This is a genomic window from Streptomyces sp. FIT100 (genome assembly GCF_024584805.1).
Taxonomy (GTDB): Bacteria; Actinomycetota; Actinomycetes; order Streptomycetales; family Streptomycetaceae; genus Streptomyces.
In genome coordinates, this window is record NZ_CP075715.1 from 1,746,085 (window position 1) to 1,764,014 (window position 17,930).

16 protein-coding genes are annotated in these 17,930 nt (G+C 73.6%); 9 read left to right on the forward strand and 7 right to left on the reverse strand.

The annotated features are described in order from the left end of the window. Positions 1 to 219: 219 nt before the first annotated feature. The 3 genes from pepN to KK483_RS07595 all read right to left on the reverse strand — a co-directional run bounded on the left by pepN (position 220) and on the right by KK483_RS07595 (position 4,130). Complete coding sequence (gene pepN / locus KK483_RS07585) at positions 220 to 2,730, reverse strand: aminopeptidase N (RefSeq protein WP_262004440.1); 2,511 nt, start codon at positions 2,728 to 2,730, stop codon at positions 220 to 222. 144 nt (positions 2,731 to 2,874) lie between these two features. Then, positions 2,875 to 3,231: a chorismate mutase gene (locus KK483_RS07590; RefSeq protein ID WP_262004441.1), complete on the reverse strand. Its 357-nt coding sequence runs from the start codon at positions 3,229 to 3,231 to the stop codon at positions 2,875 to 2,877. An 11-nt stretch (positions 3,232 to 3,242) separates the two neighbouring features. Beyond that, positions 3,243 to 4,130 carry an AraC family transcriptional regulator gene (locus KK483_RS07595; RefSeq protein ID WP_262004442.1) on the reverse strand — a complete coding sequence of 296 codons (888 nt, stop codon included), beginning with the start codon at positions 4,128 to 4,130 and terminating at the stop codon, positions 3,243 to 3,245. Positions 4,131 to 4,450: 320 nt separating this feature from the next. Here KK483_RS07595 and KK483_RS07600 point away from each other — a divergent pair, with 320 nt between their 5' ends. Further along, the gene (locus tag KK483_RS07600; RefSeq protein ID WP_262009385.1) at positions 4,451 to 6,193 is read left to right on the forward strand and encodes a beta-galactosidase family protein; all 1,743 of its coding nucleotides are present in this window, start codon (positions 4,451 to 4,453) and stop codon (positions 6,191 to 6,193) included. A 96-nt stretch (positions 6,194 to 6,289) separates the two neighbouring features. Here KK483_RS07600 and KK483_RS07605 read toward each other — a convergent pair whose 3' ends face one another. Then, entirely contained in the window at positions 6,290 to 7,063 is a 774-nt protein-coding gene (locus tag KK483_RS07605; RefSeq protein ID WP_262004443.1) for a trypsin-like serine protease, read from the reverse strand. 265 nt (positions 7,064 to 7,328) lie between these two features. Here KK483_RS07605 and KK483_RS07610 point away from each other — a divergent pair, with 265 nt between their 5' ends. The 8 genes from KK483_RS07610 (at position 7,329) to KK483_RS07645 (ending at position 15,594) form a co-directional block, all read left to right on the forward strand. Next, positions 7,329 to 8,237 (forward strand): hypothetical protein, encoded by a 909-nt coding sequence (locus KK483_RS07610; protein WP_262004444.1) that lies wholly within the window; start codon positions 7,329 to 7,331, stop codon positions 8,235 to 8,237. A 74-nt stretch (positions 8,238 to 8,311) separates the two neighbouring features. Further along, positions 8,312 to 9,862 (forward strand): ankyrin repeat domain-containing protein, encoded by a 1,551-nt coding sequence (locus KK483_RS07615; protein WP_262004445.1) that lies wholly within the window; start codon positions 8,312 to 8,314, stop codon positions 9,860 to 9,862. 173 nt (positions 9,863 to 10,035) lie between these two features. Further along, entirely contained in the window at positions 10,036 to 11,187 is a 1,152-nt protein-coding gene (locus KK483_RS07620; protein ID WP_262004446.1) for an ABC transporter substrate-binding protein, read from the forward strand. Positions 11,188 to 11,195: 8 nt separating this feature from the next. Beyond that, complete coding sequence (locus KK483_RS07625) at positions 11,196 to 12,107, forward strand: ABC transporter permease subunit (protein ID WP_262004447.1); 912 nt, start codon at positions 11,196 to 11,198, stop codon at positions 12,105 to 12,107. Then, positions 12,095 to 13,087 carry an ABC transporter permease gene (locus KK483_RS07630; protein ID WP_262004448.1) on the forward strand — a complete coding sequence of 331 codons (993 nt, stop codon included), beginning with the start codon at positions 12,095 to 12,097 and terminating at the stop codon, positions 13,085 to 13,087. Before KK483_RS07625 ends, KK483_RS07630 begins: the two co-directional genes overlap by 13 nt. Next, a complete protein-coding gene (locus tag KK483_RS07635; RefSeq protein ID WP_262004449.1) occupies positions 13,084 to 14,157 on the forward strand; it encodes an ABC transporter ATP-binding protein in 1,074 nt (357 codons plus the stop codon). The genes KK483_RS07630 and KK483_RS07635 overlap by 4 nt, the downstream gene beginning before the upstream one ends. Next, entirely contained in the window at positions 14,154 to 14,813 is a 660-nt protein-coding gene (locus KK483_RS07640) for an HAD family phosphatase (protein WP_262004450.1), read from the forward strand. The genes KK483_RS07635 and KK483_RS07640 overlap by 4 nt, the downstream gene beginning before the upstream one ends. 25 nt (positions 14,814 to 14,838) lie before the next feature. Continuing rightward, positions 14,839 to 15,594, forward strand: a complete 756-nt coding sequence (locus KK483_RS07645) for a GntR family transcriptional regulator (RefSeq protein WP_262004451.1) — start codon at positions 14,839 to 14,841, stop codon at positions 15,592 to 15,594. A gap of 38 nt (positions 15,595 to 15,632) precedes the next feature. Here the strand turns inward: KK483_RS07645 and KK483_RS07650 are convergent, their stop codons facing one another. From KK483_RS07650 to KK483_RS07660, 3 genes are read right to left on the reverse strand one after another with little or no spacing between them, the layout of a single operon-like run. Beyond that, positions 15,633 to 16,142 (reverse strand): N-acetyltransferase, encoded by a 510-nt coding sequence (locus KK483_RS07650; protein WP_262009386.1) that lies wholly within the window; start codon positions 16,140 to 16,142, stop codon positions 15,633 to 15,635. Between the two features lie 59 nt (positions 16,143 to 16,201). Further along, the gene (locus KK483_RS07655; RefSeq protein ID WP_262004452.1) at positions 16,202 to 16,777 is read right to left on the reverse strand and encodes a phosphonate degradation HD-domain oxygenase; all 576 of its coding nucleotides are present in this window, start codon (positions 16,775 to 16,777) and stop codon (positions 16,202 to 16,204) included. After that, positions 16,774 to 17,871 carry a TauD/TfdA family dioxygenase gene (locus KK483_RS07660; RefSeq protein ID WP_262004453.1) on the reverse strand — a complete coding sequence of 366 codons (1,098 nt, stop codon included), beginning with the start codon at positions 17,869 to 17,871 and terminating at the stop codon, positions 16,774 to 16,776. Before KK483_RS07660 ends, KK483_RS07655 begins: the two co-directional genes overlap by 4 nt. Between the last annotated feature and the right edge of the window lie 59 nt (positions 17,872 to 17,930).

The window sequence follows — 17,930 nt, forward strand, 5'->3', positions numbered from 1 at the left end:
TCCTTCGGGAGCGCTGGGCTTCACGCCTGGGTGTGTCACGCCAGGGTGGACGGGGTTCCGTCGGGAATGCCCGCAGTGCTCAACGATCTCAACCGAAAGTGGTACTGCCGTGTGCTGCGGCCCGGTGCGCCCTTCGCCGCCTGCTATGGGCCCGGGGCCGCCGGGCCGGGCCGCCTGAGCGTCCGGCACCGGCCCGGTGGCCCGGGGGGGGCTGCGGCCTCAGGTGGCGGGCGGCGCCGCGGGGAGGCTCGCGGCGCGGACCGACAGTGCGCGGCGGAGGTCGTCGAGCTGGTCGGCCAGCTTGCGGCGGAGGGCGGGGATCATTTCGGTGTCGCGCAGGCAGTCCTCGCCCAGGCGCAGGGCTTCCGGGTCGACGGCGTGGACGGGGAAGGCGTTGCGGCCGGCGGCTTCGGCGATGGCCGGGCCGCGGCGGTCCGCGAGGGCGACGGCCGCGGGGTAGAAGCGGGGCACGTACTCGCGTACGAGGTCGGCCTGTTCGGGCTGCCAGAAGCCTTGCGCGGTGGCGGCGAACAGGTAGTTGGACAGGTCGTCGGTGTCGAAGAGCCGCGACCAGGCGGCGGCCTTGGCCTCCGCCGTGGGGAGCGCGGCGCGGCAGCGGGCGGCGCCCTCCTGGCCGGTGGCGCTGGGGTCGCGGTCGAGTTCGGCCGCGATGGCTGCCTCGTCCGTGGCACCGAGCGCGGCGAGCCTGGCGAGGATGCGCCAGCGCAGTTCGGGGTCGAGGCCGGGTCCGCCGGGGACGCTGTCGCCGTCGAGCCAGTCGAGGAGGGTGGCCGGCCGGGTGGCGGCGTCGATGAGGTGGCGTACGGCGGTGAGCCGCAGTCCGGGCGCGCTGCCGTCCTCGGTGCGGCGGATCAGGTCGCGGGTGAGGTCGGTGAGGAGGGCGAGCGCGGCGGGGCGGGCCTCGGCGGTCAGGTAGCGGTCGGCGACGTGGGTGGCGGCGAAGCCGAGGACGCCCTGGACGACGGCGAGGTCGCTCTCGTGCGGGAGGTGGGTGCGGGCCGCGTCGAGGTAGGCGGTGGGGGCGAGTTCGCCGTCGCGGACCATGTCGCGGGCCGCGTTCCACACGACGGTGCGGGTGAGCGGGTCGGGGAGGCCGGAGAGCGAGCGCAGGGCGGTGTCCCAGGAGGCGGGGTCGAGCCGGACCTTGGCGTAGGTGAGGTCGCCGTCGTTGAGGACGACGAGGTCCGGGCGGCGGCCGGGCACGAGGGTCGGGGCCGTCTGCGGCACGTCGGTCTCGATGCGTTCGCGCAGCACGAGGCGGCCGGGTTCGGCCGGGTCGTTGTCGTACACGCCGACGGCGACGCGGTGCGGACGGCTGCCGTCCCGGGCGATGTCGAGGCGCCGGCCGCCGTCGGTCTCCACGAGGGCGGGGGTGAGGGTGTCGACGCCGGTGGTGCGCAGCCAGGCTTCGGCCCAGCTGTGCACGTCGCGGTCGGTGGCCTCGGCGAGCGAGTCGATGAAGTCGGCGAGGGTGGCGTTGCCGAAGCGGTGCCGGGTGAAGTGGATGTTGATGCCGGCGAGGAAGTCCTTCTCGCCGAGCCAGGTGACGAGCTGGCGGAGGGCGGAGGCGCCCTTGGCGTAGGAGATGCCGTCGAAGTTGAGCATGGCCGACGCCGTGTCGGGGACGGCCTCGGGGGCGACGGGGTGGGTGGAGGGGCGCTGGTCGGCGTCGTAGCCCCAGGACTTGCGGACGATGCCGAAGTCGGTCCAGGTGCCGGTGAACCGGGTGGCCTCGGCAGTGGTCTGGTAGCCCATGTACTCGGCGAAGGACTCGTTCAGCCAGATGTCGTCCCACCAGCGCAGGGTGACCAGGTCGCCGAACCACATGTGGGCCATCTCGTGCGCGATGACCATGGCGCGGGTCTGGCGCTCGGTGTCGGTGACGGCGGAGCGGTACACGTACTCGTCGCGGAAGGTGACCAGTCCGGGGTTCTCCATGGCGCCCGCGTTGAACTCGGGCACGAAGGCCTGGTCGTAGGAGTCGAAGGGGTACGGCTCCTCGAACTTCTCGTGGTAGCGGTCGAAGCACTGCCGGGTGACGTCGAGGATCTCGTCGGCGTCGGTGTCGAGGTGGGGGGCGAGGGAGCGGCGGCAGTGGATGCCGAAGGGCATCCCGGCGTGCTCGGTGCGTACGGAGTGCCAGGGGCCCGCGGCGACGGCGACGAGGTAGGTGGAGATCAGAGGGGTGGGCTCGGCGGTCCAGCGGCCGTCGTCCTGCCGGGTGGTGATGCCGTTGGCCAGGACGGTCCAGCCCTCGGGGGCGGTGACGGTGAGCTCGAAGACCGCCTTGAGGTCGGGCTGGTCGAAGGCGGCGAAGACGCGCTGCACGTCCTCCATGAAGAGCTGGGTGTAGGTGTAGGTCTCGCCGTCGGCGGGGTCGGTGAAGCGGTGCATGCCCTCGCAGGTGCGGGAGTAGTGCATGGCGGCGTCTATGAGCAGCTCGTGCTCGCCGGCGGTGAGTCCCTTCAGCGCCAGCCGGTTCCCGTCGAGGGTCTCGGGGTCGAGGTGCTGTCCGTCGAGGGTGACGGAGCGCAGGGTGGCGGGCTTGAGCTCGACGAAGGTGTCTCCGGCAGCGCGGGCCGTGAACCGGATCGCGGTCCGTGAGTCGAAGGTGTCGTCCCCGGTGGTGAGATCGAGTGCGATCGAGTACCGGTGGACGTCGAGGAGCTGGGCTCGGATCTGCGCTTCGTCGCGCGTGAGTACGGACATGGGGCCATGCTGCCCGATGGGTGGGCTGTGCATACAGAGCCGGAGTTGCGCTGAGAGCGCACGCCCCCGGGCGTCGTCGGGGGCGCGCGGCACACGCACACGCGGGCGCGGGCGCTCGGCTCACGCCCGCGCCCGCGCTCGCGGTCAGGCGTTGCTGCCGTTGCTGCCGTTGCTGCCGTTGCTGCCGTTGCTGCCCGCGATGGTCTCGTGGTGGCGGATGACCTCGGCGATGATGAAGTTGAGCAGCTTCTCGGCGAACGCGGGGTCGAGCTTCGCGCTCTCCGCGAGCCCGCGGAGGCGGGTGATCTGGCGGGCCTCACGGTCGAGGTCGGCGGGCGGCAGCTTGTGTACGGCCTTGAGGCGGCCGACCTGCTGGGTGCACTTGAACCGTTCGGCGAGCATGTGGACGACGGCCGCGTCGATGTTGTCGATGCTCTCGCGCAGCCGGGTGAGCTCTGCCAGGACGGAGTCGTCGATGCCGTGGGTCTCGCTGGAGGTCATGAGCAGCGAGCTTACGTCGGGCGGGCCGTGATCATCGGCGGGTGATCAGGATCTGGGATGCGGTTGCTCCAGCCACCCGGGACCGTGCGGCCCTGCTGATCGCGGAAGCGGATCGGCGGGGTGCCGACGCGGCGGGTGAACAGGCGCGAGAAGTAGGCCGGGTCGTCGTAGCCGACGCGGCGGGCGACGGCCGCGACGGGGAGGTCGGTGGCGGCGAGGAGTTCCTTGGCCCGGCCGAGGCGGATGCCGAGGAGGTAGTCCTTGGGGCTGCATCCGGCGCCGCGGCGGACGGCGGTGCGCAGCTCGGCCGGGGTCATGCCGTGGCGGGCGGCGTGTTCGGCGACGGTCAGCGGCTGGAAGGCGTCGCGTGCGAGGGCCTGGAGGACGGGGTCGCCGTCGGGGCTGGTGTCGGCGCGTGCGCGGCGCAGGGCGACGAGGAGTTCGTGGACGGCGGCGGCGGTCTCGACCTCCAGGAACGGGTTGCCGCGGCGGGCGGCGCGGGCGATGCGCCCGACGGCCGCGCGGGCGGGGGCCGCGTCGGAGAGGGCGACGACGGGGCGGTCCGGCTCGATGTAGCCGAGTTCGGTGTACGTGGCGGTGGCCGGGCCTGCGAAGTCGACGAAGCTCTCGTCCCAGCCGGTGACCGGGTCGGGGGCGTAGTGGTGCGGGACCCCGGGGGTGAGCCAGAGGACGGCGGGGGCGGTGACGGTGGTGCGCCGCCCGTCGGCGGAGCGGTACCAGCCGCCGCCGGCGCTGATCAGCACGGCCACATGGTGGTCGAGGGTGCGGGGGCCGACGGTGGGCAGGGTGCCGTGCTGGAGGCCGACGCCGAGGCAGACGAGGCCGAGGCGGTGGTGGACGGGGCTGGGCGTGAAGTAACGCATCCAGGTGTGGTACATCCGTCTGCCTCCGGGCCGGTCGTGCGTGGTGCGTCGTGGTGCGTAGTGGTGCATCGTGTTGCGTCCAAACAGTGCCGATCTTTGTCCATGGACCGGCGGACCGCCAGAGGGTGATGGTGGGCGGGCATGTTCGTCGCCGGGTGTGCCGGCCCAGCGAGTGAGCCGAAGGGCGCGCCGGTGCCGAGAGGGACGAGATCAAGCGAGCGAGGGACGAGCGAGTGCAGCGTCGAGGAGTGTCGGCACCGCCCGCGGCCGGGGGCCGCTCGAGGGACACAGCGAGCGCCGGGAGGCGAACCGAGCGCATGAAGGGGGACCGGCTCGTGGCCGACTTCGTGGTGGGTGAGGAGCATTTTCTGCTGGACGGGCGGCCGGTGCGGCTGCTGTCCGGGGCGCTGCACTACTTCCGGGTCCACGAGGCCCAGTGGGGGCACCGGCTGCGGATGCTGCGCGCGATGGGCCTGAACTGCGTGGAGACGTACGTCCCGTGGAATCTGCACGAGCCCGCGCCGGGCGCGTTCCGCGATGTCGAGGCGCTGGGCCGGTTCCTGGACGCGGCGTCGGAGGCCGGGCTGCTGGCGATCGTCCGCCCGGGCCCGTACATCTGCGCCGAGTGGGAGAACGGCGGGCTGCCGCACTGGGTGACGGGGCCGCTGGGGTCGCGGGTGCGCACCCGGGACGCGGAGTACACGGGGCATGTGGACCGCTGGTTCCGTGCGCTGATGCCGCAGGTCGTGGAGCGGCAGATCGACCGCGGCGGCCCGGTGATCATGGTGCAGGTCGAGAACGAGTACGGGTCGTACGGCTCCGACCAGGTCTATCTGCGCCGCCTCGCCGACCTGCTGGTGGAGCTCGGGGTGAGCGTGCCGCTGTTCACCTCCGACGGGCCCGAGGACCACATGCTGACCGGCGGCTCGGTGCCGGGCGTGCTCGCCACCGCGAACTTCGGCTCGGGTGCCCGTGAGGGCTTCGAGGTGCTGCGCCGCCATCAGCCGAAGGGCCCGCTGATGTGCATGGAGTTCTGGTGCGGCTGGTTCAGCCACTGGGGCGACGAGGCGGTCGTGCGGGATGCGGACAGCGCCACGGCCGCGCTGCGCGAGATCCTGGAGTGCGGCGCGTCGGTCAACATCTACATGGCGCACGGCGGGACGAACTTCGCGGGCTGGGCGGGTGCGAACCGTGGCGGGCAGCAGCACGAAGGGGCGCTCGAACCCGACATCACCTCCTACGACTACGACGCGCCCATCGACGAGTACGGGCGGCCGACGAAGAAGTTCTGGGCGTTCCGCGAGCTCCTCGCGCCGTACGCGGACGGACCGCTGCCCGAGCCGCCCGCGCAGCCGGCGGCCCTCGCCGCGCCCATCGTGGTGCGGCCGGCGGAGTGGGTGCCGCTGGGTGAGGTCATGGACGCGCTCGGGGGCGCGGAGTCGGAGCACCCGGTGCCGCCGTCCTTCGAGGAGCTGGGCGTGGACCGGGGTCTGGTGCGCTACCGGGTGGAGGTGCCGGGGCCGCGCCGGGCCTACCCGCTGACGGCGGCCGGGCTGCGGGACCGGGCCGTGGTGTACGTGGACGGGGTACGGGCCGGTGTGCTCACCGAGGGGGACGGGACGCTGGCGGAGCCGGTGGCGGGGCCCGCGTCGGTGGAGCTGTGGGTGGAGTCGCTGGGCCGGGTCAACTACGGTCCGCGGGTCGGCGAGGCCAAGGGCGTCACGGGCGGGGTGATGCACGAGCGGCAGTATCTGCACGGGGTGCGGGCGCGGGCGCTGCGGCTCGACGCGTTCGACGGGGCGGGGGCGGTGGGGGGGCTGCCGTTCCGGTCGCCGGTCGAGGGTGCCACGGGGCTGTACCGGGGCGCGTTCGAGGTGCGCGGCGCGGGGGACGCGGCGCTCGAACTGCCCGGCTGGACCCGTGGGTTCGTGTGGGTGAACGGGTTCAACCTGGGCCGCTACTGGTCGGTCGGACCCCAGGACTCGCTGTTCGTGCCGGGCCCGGTGCTGCGGGAGGGCGCGAACGAGGTGTGGGTCCTGGAACTGGAGCAGGGCGGGGAGGATGTGCGTCTGGGGTGACGCCGGGGTGGCCTCCCCGCCCCCTCGGAGGGCTCGGGTCAGAGCCTCACGTGTGCCGGTGCCGGTGCCGGTACTCGTGCCGGTGCCGGTGCCCGGCTACAGCGTCGCGGCCGCGTTCTTGATCGCGGTGGCGAAGGTGGACACCTCGGTGTAGACGCCCGGGAAGCCGGCCCGGGCGCAGCCGTAGCCCCAGCTCACGATGCCGACCTGGATCCAGGCGCCGGCGTCGTCCCTGCGGAACATGGGGCCGCCGGAGTCGCCCTGGCAGGTGTCGACGCCGCCCTCGTTGTAGCCGGCGCAGATCTCCTCGCCGGGCACGAGCTCGGGGTAGGAGGACTGGCAGGACGCGTCGGAGACGAAGGGGACGGTCGCCTTGAGCAGGTAGCGCTGCTGCGGGCCGCCCTCGCGGGCCGAGCCCCAGCCGGCGACGGTGAAGGTGCCGTTGTTGTACGCGGTCGTCTCGGCGATCTTCAGCGTCGGCAGGTTGATCGGCTGGGCCAGCTTGATCAGGGCCCAGTCCTTGCCGGTGCCGTTGTAGCCCGGGGCCTGGAGGACCTTGGTCGACTTGACCTTGATGGCGCTGGAGCTCTGGAGGTCCACGACTCCGGCGGTGGCGGTGATGCTCGTGTTGTTGCCGGAGCCGCTGACACAGTGCGCGGCGGTGAGGACGATCTGCTGGGTGTAGAGCGCGCCGCCGCAGCCCATGGAGAGGCGCACCATGAAGGGGAACTCGCCCTGGGCGGCGCGGGTTCCGCCGACGACGGGCGGTGCGGCGGCGCTGGCGGAGGCGGGCTGGAGGCTGACGGTGGCGAGGAGGACGGCACCGGCGGCGGCGCATCTCTTGAGGGCACGTACCAGCTTGTTGTTCAAGGCATGCCTTCTTCCGTGGGGGGGTTGCTGTGGCGCGCGTCGACGGGCCCACCGCAGTGACATGGGCCCGTCAACGCGTGGTCCGGATTATGGGGAGGCCGCGAGGGCGGCCACAAGAAGCACATTTCGGCCAGGTCAGGGGGTGCGGGGGCGCCCGCGGCACCGGTCGGCGCGGGCGGCGGACGCCGTAGAGTTGAGAGCGGCCAGCCGTCCTTCAGGGCGGCGTTCAGGGCGACTTCGTACGGCACGTACAGGGGGTACGGGCGTGACGAACGGCAGCGAGGTGGTGCACGGCTACCCGCACCTCGACACCGCGCGGGCGGCCATCACCGCACTGCACAAACGGCTGTCGTACGACGGCGTACGCGCGTACGGGACCAGCGTGGCGCCGGCCGACGTCGCCTTCGCCGACCACGACGATCTGCACCTGGGGACGCAGCGGGTGGCCCGTGCGCTGGTACGTCAGCTGCGGCTGCCCGAGGCGCGGATGATCGTGAGCTTCCGGGAGATGGAGCACGCGGCGAGCGTCGAACTCGCCGCGGGGCCCGAGTACTTCATCGAGCTGAACGACCGCTTCCGCAAGCACCGCAGGGACATCGGGGCGGCGCTCGCCCACGAGATCACCCATGTCCTGCTGCACCGGCTGGGTCTTTCGTTCCCCGGGACGCGGGACAACGAGATCCTCACGGACACGGTGACGACCTACCTGGGCGCGGGCTGGCTGCTGCTCGACGCGTTCCGGGAGGACGCGGTTTCCAGCCAGAAACTGGGTTATCTGACCCCTGAGGAGTTCGGTTACGTCCTCGCAAAACGCGCGATGGTCTTCGGCGAGGACCCCTCGGTCTGGTTCACCAGCCCGCAGGGCTACACGGCGTACACGAAGGGCCGGGCGGAGGCACTGCGCGACGGTCAGCAGCCGCCGCTGTCCGCGGCGGGGTGGAACGGACGGCGGCGCTACGCGAAGGACCGGCGGTACGCGCAGGACCATCCGGCCGGACCCGGGCGGCCGGGACCCGGGCCGGACCCGGCGTACGCGTTCGAGCGCGTGGCCGGCGGCGGACTGCGGGTGTCGTTCCCCTGCCCCACCTGCCGGCAGCGGATCCGGGTGCCGGTGCGGGGGCGGGTGCGGGCGCGCTGCTCCCTGTGCCGGACGATTCTCGAATGCGACACGTAATGCGATACATGAGGGCACCCCTCGGGGCCCCGCTCCGAAAGACAGGCCCCGCAACCCTTCCGTAGGGTTTTGTCATGAGGACCGAGGACTCCGAGGACGTGGGCCTCGACACGGACCCGGCCGGCCGGCTCTTCGAGGCCCTGTACGGGGACGACGACGACGCGGTCGTGCGGGCGCTGCGGGCGGGGGCGCCCGCGGAGGCGACGGACGAGGACGGGCAGACCGCGCTCTACACGGCCGCGGCCCGGGACCGTCCCGGAATGGTGCGCCTGCTGCTGGCGGCGGGCGCCGACCCGGACCGGGCGAGCGGCGCCGAGGGGGCGGAGCTGCCGCTGTGCGGGACCGCGGTCTGGGGGCACACGGAGGCGATGCGGGCCCTGCTCGCGGCGGGTGCGCAGGTCGATCTGGCCGAGGAACCCGGGGTCCGAGCGCTGATCTGGGCGTGCCGTGAAGGGCGCGCCGAGGTGGTGGAGCTGCTGCTTGCGGCGGGCGCGGACCCGGATCTGCCGGGGCCCGACGGGCAGCCGCCCCTGGTGACGGCAACCCGGCGCGGCTCCCCCTCGTGCGTACGGGCCCTGCTGCGGTGCGGTGCCTCCGCCGCGGCGGAGGCACTCGCGGAGGCCCGGCGCTGGGCGGGGACGGACGTGGCGGCCGAGCTGCGGCGGGGGCTGGCCGAGGTGTACGAGGTCGCGGAGAGCCAGGTGGAGACCCGGCGGGTCGAGGAGGACGGCGGCGAGACCGTGATCGCGGAGGTGGTCCGGGACGGCCGGCACATCGCCGGGAACGAGCAGCAGACCGGGCACACGGCCATCGCCACGCTGCTGGAGGACGCGCTCGGGATGCGCACGCCCGCCGAGGAGCTCGCCGGGCGGGCGCTGCGCCGCGGGGACCCGGACCTGGACGACTGGACCGAGGCCGTCGCCGTGCTCCAGCGGCGCGGTGACGAGGAGACGTTCCGGGCGGCGGCGGGGTGGGCGGGCACCGGGGACGCCCTGCGGCAGACCTTCGCGGCGGACGTCCTGGCGGGGCTGGGCCATACGGACGGGGACGGCGTCGGGGCCGGGGCGGGCGTCGGCCAGGGGGTCGCGGCCCGCGTGGTGCCACTGCTGCGGGAGCTGGCGCGGGAGTCCGAGGAGCCCGAGGTGATCCGGGCGGCGGTGACGGGACTCGGCCGGCAGGGCGACCCGGCGGGCGTCACGGAGATCCTGCGGCACGCCGGACACCCGGACCCCGAGGTGCGCTTCGGGGTGGCGGTGGCGCTGCACGGGCTGGTGCCGGGGGACCACACGGGCGCGGTCGAGGCGGTGCTCGGGCTCACGCGGGACGGCGACGACGGGGTCAGGGACTGGGCGACGGCGGTGCTCGCGGACGTGGAGGCGGACGGCCCCGAGATCCGCGACGCGCTCGCGGCGCGCCTTGCGGACCCGGTGCCGGACATCGAGGCGGAGGCCGCGCGGGGGCTGGCGATGCGTCAGGACGGGCGTGCGGTGGAGGCGTTGGCCCGGATTCTGGCGGACGAGGACCCGGAGGGGTACGCGTACTCGATGGCGGAGCAGGCGGTGGAGTACGTGACGGACGAGCGGGTCAGGCTCCGCCTGGAGGCGACCCTCCCCCGCTCCCGCTGACCCCGGCCGCCCCCGCCACCCCCGGACCGCCCGGTAATCGCATGGCGGGCGACGCTTCGCGTTCACCGACGGGACATCCCCGGCCCCCGTAATGACGGAGTTGTATGGACAACAGTTGTCCATACAGCTTTGGCCCCGCCTCGCATCCCTCCGCATTCCCTCATGGAGTACGCGTGACCAGCCCCACCCGCGCCGTCGCCCTCATCGGCGCTCTTGGACTCACCGCCCTGACGCTCACCGCCTGCGGTGCCGCGCCCACCGACAGCACCACCACCCCCGACGGAAAGAACATCGCGACCGCGGCCTCCGCAGCCGACGCGGGCGGGATGGACGCCCTGGTCGCCGCCGCGAAGAAGGAGGGCACGCTCAACGCGATCGCCATCCCCCGCGACTGGGCCAACTACGGCGCGATCATCGACGGGTTCACCGCCAAGTACGGCATCAAGGTGAACGTCGAGAACCCCGACGGCTCCAGCCAGGACGAGATCAACGCGGTGAAGTCCCGCAAGGGCCAGGACCGCGCGCCCGACGTGCTCGACCTCGGAGCCTCGTTCGCGCAGGCCGCCGCCGCAGAGGGGCTGACCGCGCCCTACAAGGTCGCCTCGTTCGACAAGATCCCCGAGACGCAGCGCGACGCGCAGGGACGCTGGTTCAACGACTACGGCGGCTACGTCTCCATCGGCTGCGACGCCAAGCGCGTCAAGGTCTGCCCGGCGACCTTCGCCGACCTGCTCAAGCCCGAGTACAAGGGCAAGGTCGCCCTCAACGGCAACCCCACCAAGTCCGGCTCCGCCTTCGGCGGCGTCTACGCCGCGGCCCTCGCGGGCGGCGGCTCCTTCGACGACATCCAGCCCGGCATCGACTTCTTCGGGAAGCTGAAGAAGAACGGCAACTACAACCCCGTCGAGTCCACCCCGGCCACGGTCGAGAAGGGCGAGACCCCGATCAGCATCGACTGGGACTACCTCAACGCCGGCTACGCCGAGCAGTTCAAGGCCAAGGGCATCGACTGGAAGGTCGCCGTCCCGACCGACGGCGTCTACGCCCAGTACTACTCGCAGGCGATCAACAAGGACGCCCCGCACCCCGCAGCCGCCCGGCTGTGGCAGGAGTACCTGTACAGCGCCGAGGGCCAGAACCTGTGGCTCAAGGGCCACGCCCGGCCCGTGCTGATGCCGGCCATGACCGCCGACGGCACCATCGACAAGGCCGCCGCCGCCGCGCTGCCCGCCGTCGAAGGCACCCCGAAGTTCCCGAGCGAGCAGCAGTCCGCCAAGGCCAAGGAGACCCTGGCACAGGGCTGGGCCGCGGCCGTCTCCGGGTGACACGCCCGATGACCCTGCTCTCCTCCCGCGCCCGCGCCACGGCCGGTACCGCACCGGCCGCCGGCGCGGGCGGGAGCCCCAAGCCGGGCCGTGGCCGCCGGCGCTCCTGGGCGTGGACGGCCGCCGCACCGCTCTTCCTGGTCGTCGGGCTCGCCTTCGGGCTGCCCGCGCTCGCCATGGCCGACGGGGCGTTCACCGTCGGTGACACGTACGGCCTCGGCAACGTGACCCGCTCGGTCGAGGGCGCCTACCGCACCGCCCTGCTCGGCAGTGTCGAACTGTCCGCGCTGACCGCCGCCGCGGGCACCCTCTTCGGACTGCTGCTCGCCCAGGCCGTCGTCACCTCGCGCAGCCGCGCGCTGCGCGAAGCCGTGCTCACGGCCTCCGGTGTGCTCGCCAACTTCGGCGGCGTGCCACTGGCCTTCGCGTTCGTCGCCACCCTCGGCAACGCGGGCGTCCTCACCACCCGCCTCGGCCTCGACGCCCACGGCTGGTCGCTCTACGGCTTCTGGGGGCTGGCCCTGACGTACCTGTACTTCCTCGTCCCGCTGATGGTGCTGACCGTCGCCCCCGCGCTCGACGGACTGCGCGTCCAGTGGCGCGAGGCGGCCCGCGACTGCGGCGCGTCGACCTGGCAGTACTGGCGGCACATCGGCGTCCCGGTACTGCTGCCCACCCTGCTCGGCGGGTTCGTGCTGCTCTTCGGCAGCGCGTTCGCGGCGTACGCCACCGCGGCCGCGATGGTGGGCAGTTCGGTGCCGCTCGTCACGCTCCAGATCGCCGACGCGCTCTCCGGCAACGTCCTGGTCGGCCAGGAGAACGTGGCGCTCGCGCTCAGCCTCGACATGGTGGTGGTCGCCGCGCTGGTGATGGCCGTCCATCTGCCGCTTCAGCGAAGGAGCACCCGATGGCTCGCCTGAACTCCTCCTCCAGGGCTCGGTTCGCCTCCGGGGCGCCCCAGCGTCCGCCGACGGTCGACCGTACTCGGCCACTCGTACCTCGCGGCCTCCGTCCACGCGGCGGTAGCCGCAAATCGACCGCAGCCTCCCTTTCGGCAGCCGCGCGCCCCTTCGGCTCACTCGCCGGGGGCTACGGGCGGATCGCGGTGCTGCTCGTCGCCGGGGTGTACTTCCTCGTCCCGCTGCTGGCCTCCGCCGTGTTCACGCTGGACATCCCCGGGCAGGGGCTGACCCTGTCCTCGTACACGCGGATCTTCGCCGCGCCCGGCTTCACGGCCAGCCTGCTGCTGTCGCTCGCGCTCGCCGCGGCCACCGTCGCCCTCGTGCTGCTGATCAGCATCCCCGCGGCGGTCGCGGCGCGGCTCGCCGTCCCGGGGCTGCGGCCGGTGCTCGAAGTGGTCTGCACGCTGCCGCTGGTGGTGCCGCCGGTGGCGCTGACCGCCGGGCTCGGGACGGTGCTGCGCTGGGGGCCCGAGAAGCTCTCCACGACGCCGCTGTACCAGACGTTCGTCGCCGTGCAGAACCCGGACTTCCCCTTCGTCCTGGTCCTCGCGTACGCCGTGATGGCGCTGCCGTTCGTGTACCGGGCGCTGGACGCGGGGCTGCGCGCCGTCGACGTACGCACCCTCGTCGAGGCGGCCCGCGACTGCGGGGCGTCCTGGCCGCGGGCGCTCGTCTCCGCCGTGCTGCCCAATCTGCGCGGGGCCCTGCTGAACGCGTCGTTCCTCACGCTCGCCCTGGTGCTGGGCGAGTTCACCGTCGCCTCGCTGCTCGGCTTCCAGCCGTTCGCGGTCTGGATCGTGCAGGCGTCCGGCTCGGACGCGCGCCTCTCGGTCGCCGTGTCGCTGCTGAGCCTGCTGCTGACCTGGGTGCTGCTGCTGGCGCTCACCACGCTCGGCGGCCGCCGTTCCCGTTCGTTCGAAGGAAAGACCTCCCGATGACCCTCCTCGACGCACCCGCCCGCACCGGCGCGTCCCTGCGACTGCTCGGGCTGCGCCGCACGTTCGGCGCCACCGTCGCGCTCGACGGCCTCGATCTGGACGTCGCCCCGGGCGAACTCCTCGCCCTGCTGGGCCCCTCCGGCTGCGGCAAGACCACCGCGCTGCGGGTGCTGGCCGGCTTCGAGCAGCCCGACGAGGGACAGGCGCTGCTGGACGGCGAGGACCTCGTTCCGGTGCCGGCCAACCGCCGCGACACGGCGATGGTGTTCCAGTCGTACAGCCTCTTCCCGCATCTCACCGCGGCCGACAACGTGGCCTTCGGGCTGCGGATGCGCAAGGTCGGCGGCGCGGAGCGGCGGGCGCGCGCGGCGGAACTGCTGGAGCTGGTCGGGCTGCCCGGCCACGGCGGACGCTTCCCGCACCAGCTGTCCGGCGGACAGCAGCAGCGGGTCGCGCTGGCCAGGGCGCTGGCGCTGCGGCCCCGGCTGCTGCTGCTCGACGAGCCGCTGTCCGCGCTCGACGCGCAGGTGCGGGTGGCGCTGCGGGAGGAGATCCGCAGGCTCCAGCTGGAGCTGGGCATCACCACCGTGTTCGTCACCCACGACCAGGAGGAGGCCCTGTCGATGGCCGACCGGGTCGCCGTGATGAACCAGGGCCGGCTCGAACAGTGCGCCACGCCCACCGAGTTGTACGCCCGTCCGGCGACGGACTTCGTCGCCGAGTTCATCGGCACCATGAACCGGGTGCCCGGCCGGGCGGTCGAAGGCGGTCTGGTGGAGGTGCTGGGGGTGCGGCTGCCGGCCGAGGAGCCCGCCGGCTCCGGGCCCGTACAGGTGCTGATCAGGCCCGAGGCGCTGGAGGTGACGGCGGACGCGTCCGGGACGGCCCGGGTGACCGGCAGCGCCTTCCACGGGCCCACCACGCGCGTACGGATCGCGCTCGCCGACGGCACGGCGCTCAAGGCCGACGTCCCGACGCACGCCGCCGGCGCGCTGACGCCGGGCACCGCCGTCACCGTACGCCCGCAGCAGCGGCCCGTGCTCATCGCGGCGCAGGGCGGGGCGGAGTGACGCGCTTGCGTGCGGTGCTGTTCGACATGGACGGAACACTCGTCGACACCGAGGGGGTCTGGCTCGACGTCGTCGAGGCGGCGGCGCTGCGGCGCGGACGCGCCCTGGACGCCGGGCGGCGCACGGCCGTGACGGGCCGCTCGGTCGAGGACGCGGCGGCGCTGCTGCACCCGTACCTGGGCGCGCCGGAGGAGGAACTCGCCGCCGAGCTGGGCGCGGACTTCGCGGCCCGGCTCACGGCGGCCGTCGTACCCAGGCCGGGCGCGCTGCGGCTGCTTGCCGCGCTGCGCGCCCGGGAGGTGCCGACGGCGCTGGTGTCCGCGTCGCCGCGGGCGGTGGTCGAGCAGGTCGCGGGAACGCTGGACGGGCACCGTTTCGACGCGCTGTTCGGCGCCGAGGACACCGCACGGACCAAGCCGCAGCCGGATCCGTATCTGGCCGCTGCGGCGGCGCTCGGCGCGGAACCGGCCCAGTGCGTCGCCGTCGAGGACAGCCCGGCGGGCGTCGCGTCGGCGGTCGCCGCGGGCTGCCGGGTGCTGGCGGTGCCGTCGACCGAACCGCTGGCGGAGACCGACGGGGTGACGGTCGCGGAGTCGCTGGCGGACGTGGACCCCGAGCTGCTGAGCTCGCTGGTCCGTGACCCGATGGCCCGATGACACAACGACATGACAGGGTGTGCACGTGAGCGAAGGTCGGGGCAGGACACCCCTGTATCTGAAGGTCGCCGCCGATCTGCGTACCGCCATCACGGCGGGCGAGTACGGCTCCGGGGCGAAGCTGCCGGCCGAGGACGAACTGGCCCGGCGGTACGGCGTGTCCAGAGGCACGGTCCGCCAGGCGCTCGCCGCGCTGCGCACCGACGGGCTGATCACCTCCCGCCGCGGCACCCGCCGCGTGGTGCTGGGCGGCCCGCGCCTGCACAGTTTCGGTGAACTGCGCTCGTTCACCCGCTGGGCGCGGTCCCTGGGCGAGGAGCCCGGGTCCCGGGTCGTCGCGATCGACCGCGTCACCGCGGACGAGGAGGAGGCGGAGAAGCTCCGCCTCGACGAGGACGCGATCGTGTACCGGGTGCGGCGGCTGCGTACGCTCTCGGGCGCGCCGGTGATGGTGGAGCGGACGACCTACCCGGAGCGGATCGGCGAACTGGTGGCGGCGATGCCGCTGGACACCGTCTCCCACTCGGTCCAGCTGGAGCTCCACGGCGTCCTCTTCGCCGACGCCCGCCACACCATCGACCTGGTCCCCGCGGACGACGACGACGCGGCGCTCCTGGGCTGCCGCGCGGGCGAGTCCCTCCTGCGCGAACGCCGCCACTCGACGGACCCGACGGGCACACCGGTGGAGTGGTCCCAGGACCGCTACCTCCCGGGCACGGTGGCCTTCACGATGCAGAGCTCCACGGCCACGAGCGCCCTGGGCCGGCGGCTCAGCCACTGAGCCGCCGGACCGTCGAGCCGCCGGGCCCTTGTGCGGGCCTACAGGTCGAGGACCATCACGTCGTGGAGGTCCGCTCCCTCCCAGGGGCGGGCCTCGCCGGCCTTGCGGTATCCCCACGCCCGGTATGCCGCCGATGCCGCGGTGCTGTCCGGGTGGACGTGGAGCAGCACCCGCTCGGCGGGGACGCCGTCGAGCAGCGCCTCGTGCAGCCGGCGTGCGACGCCTCTCCGGCGCCACGGTCCGCGCACGGCGAGCTCCATGAGCCCGAAGGTGCGGTGTCCCTCCTCGCCGCCCGCGTCCGGCCCGAGCGGGCGGCCGTACGCCATGCCGACCGGTTCGCCGTCCGCGGTGCGGGCCAGGGCGGCCCGGAAGCCGCTCTGGCCGGTCCGGGAGGGGAAGCGCCGGAAGGCGGCCTCGATGCCGTCCGCGGTCTCGTCGTACGGCGGTCCCGCGAACGCCTCGGCGTAGACGGTCCGGAACGCTTCCTCGGCCTGGGCCGCGGCCGGTCCGTCCAGCCGCTCGACGGTGATGGTGGCTTGCTGCGTCACCTGCTGCGTCACCTGCTGCTCCCTCGGGGTGTCGTACTCCGAGGGAGCAGGGTCTCAGCTCAGCAACCCGGCTTGAGGAGCCCTTCCAGCAGCGGGCGGAAGTGGGCGAAGTCCGGGGTCGGGGCCTCGGGGTCCTTCGCCTCGTCGTCCCAGCGGCGGACCGCGACGGCGTCGCGGGCGCCCGGGTGGGCGGCGAAGGTGCGGGCCTGCTCCTGCGTCATCGGGCCGCCCTGGACCTGGAGGGTGTGGACGGACGCCTCCGAGAGCAGGGCGAAGTAGCCGGGCTCGACGGCGCAGAGGTAGCGCTTGGCGGCGACATGGAGGCGTACGGGCTCGGTGACCTCGGGGCCGAACCACTGGTCGAGCCAGTCCGCGCCGCTGTGGCTGTGGCGGTTGTCGGTGCCGTGCTCCATCAGGTCGCGGCCGGTGACAGCGCCCTGGAAGTGGCCGACGTCGTGCAGCAGCGCGGCGGCGACCAGGTGCGGCGGGGCGTCGGCGGCCTCGGCGAGGGCGCCGGCCTGGAGCATGTGCTGGGCCTGGGTGACGGCCTCGCCGAAGTACTCGGCGCCGCCTTCGCCCTCGAAGAGCTCGGCCAGCACGTCGAGGGGGTTCACAGCGGTGTCGGCGGTGGTCATGCGGGGGTGTCCTTCCTGCGGAGCACGGCCAGGGTGGAGGCGAGGCCGTCGATGTCGGCGTACGCGCCCTGGAGGTGGCGGTCGCCGGATTCGGCGAAGGCCGTACGGGCGTGCAGCAGCCGGGTGTTGTCGAAGACGAGGCAGTCGCCGGGGGTGAGCCGGAAGTCGAGCTGGAGCCCCGGGCGGAGCAGCAGTTCACCGAAGCGGCGGTAGGCGGCGTAGAAGGCGTCCAGTACGCCGGCCGGCTGGTGGAGCGTGCCGATGGAGCGGTTGTTGAAGCGGATCTCGCGGATCCGGCCGGCCGGGTCGGTGGCGATCAGCGGCCGGTGGGCGCGCAGTTCGGTGCGGGCGTCGGCGAAGGCGAACGGCACGGGGACGCGGGTGAGGACCTCGTACGCCTCGGGGTCCTCGGCGCGCAGCAGGGAGGCCGCGTGGAAGCCGTCGACGAGGCCGGAGTCGCCGCCCCGGGCCGCGTTGGTGAGGCAGTGCAGCAGCTGGAGGGTGGGGACCGGGTCGCGGTACGGGTTGTCCGTGTGCGGGGTGATCCGGGCGCCGGTGAAGGCGAGGTTGTTGGGGTCGGCTTCGACGCGCACCTCGAAGAGCTCGCCGTAGTTCGTCTCCCGTACATAGCCGAACGTGCGCGCCACGTCGAGGACCTGGCGGTCGCGGACGGGCACGCCGCGCAGCAGGACGAAGCCGAGGCGCAGCACGCTGTCGAGGGCGGCGGCCCTGGCGGCGGGGTCGGTGACGTAGTCGGCCCAGTCGGCCTCGGGCAGCCGGCCCGCGAGGGCGGCCGCGTCCCAGAGCTCCTTGTCGTCCTCGCCGCGGCCGTCTCCGCCGTCCGCCGCGGCGCCGGGGAGATGGGCGCCGAGCCAGCTCTCGGGGTAGACGGAGCGGTGTCCGTCGGGGGCCCAGACGACCTCGTGGGCGGGGGCGCCGTCCGGGGTCGCGGCGGGCCGGACGGAACCGACGGCGAGCCCGGCGGGAAGCTCGGTGATCTGGAAGAGCTTCTGGCCGTTCCGGGGGTCCCGGCAGCCGGTGCACGGGCAGTTGTCGCGCAGCCAGAACGGTGGCGCGGACGCGAGGGAGAGCATGAATCGGGCTCCGAGTTGTACAGACAACTACTGGTCGACGAGGAGCCTGACAGGAGCGG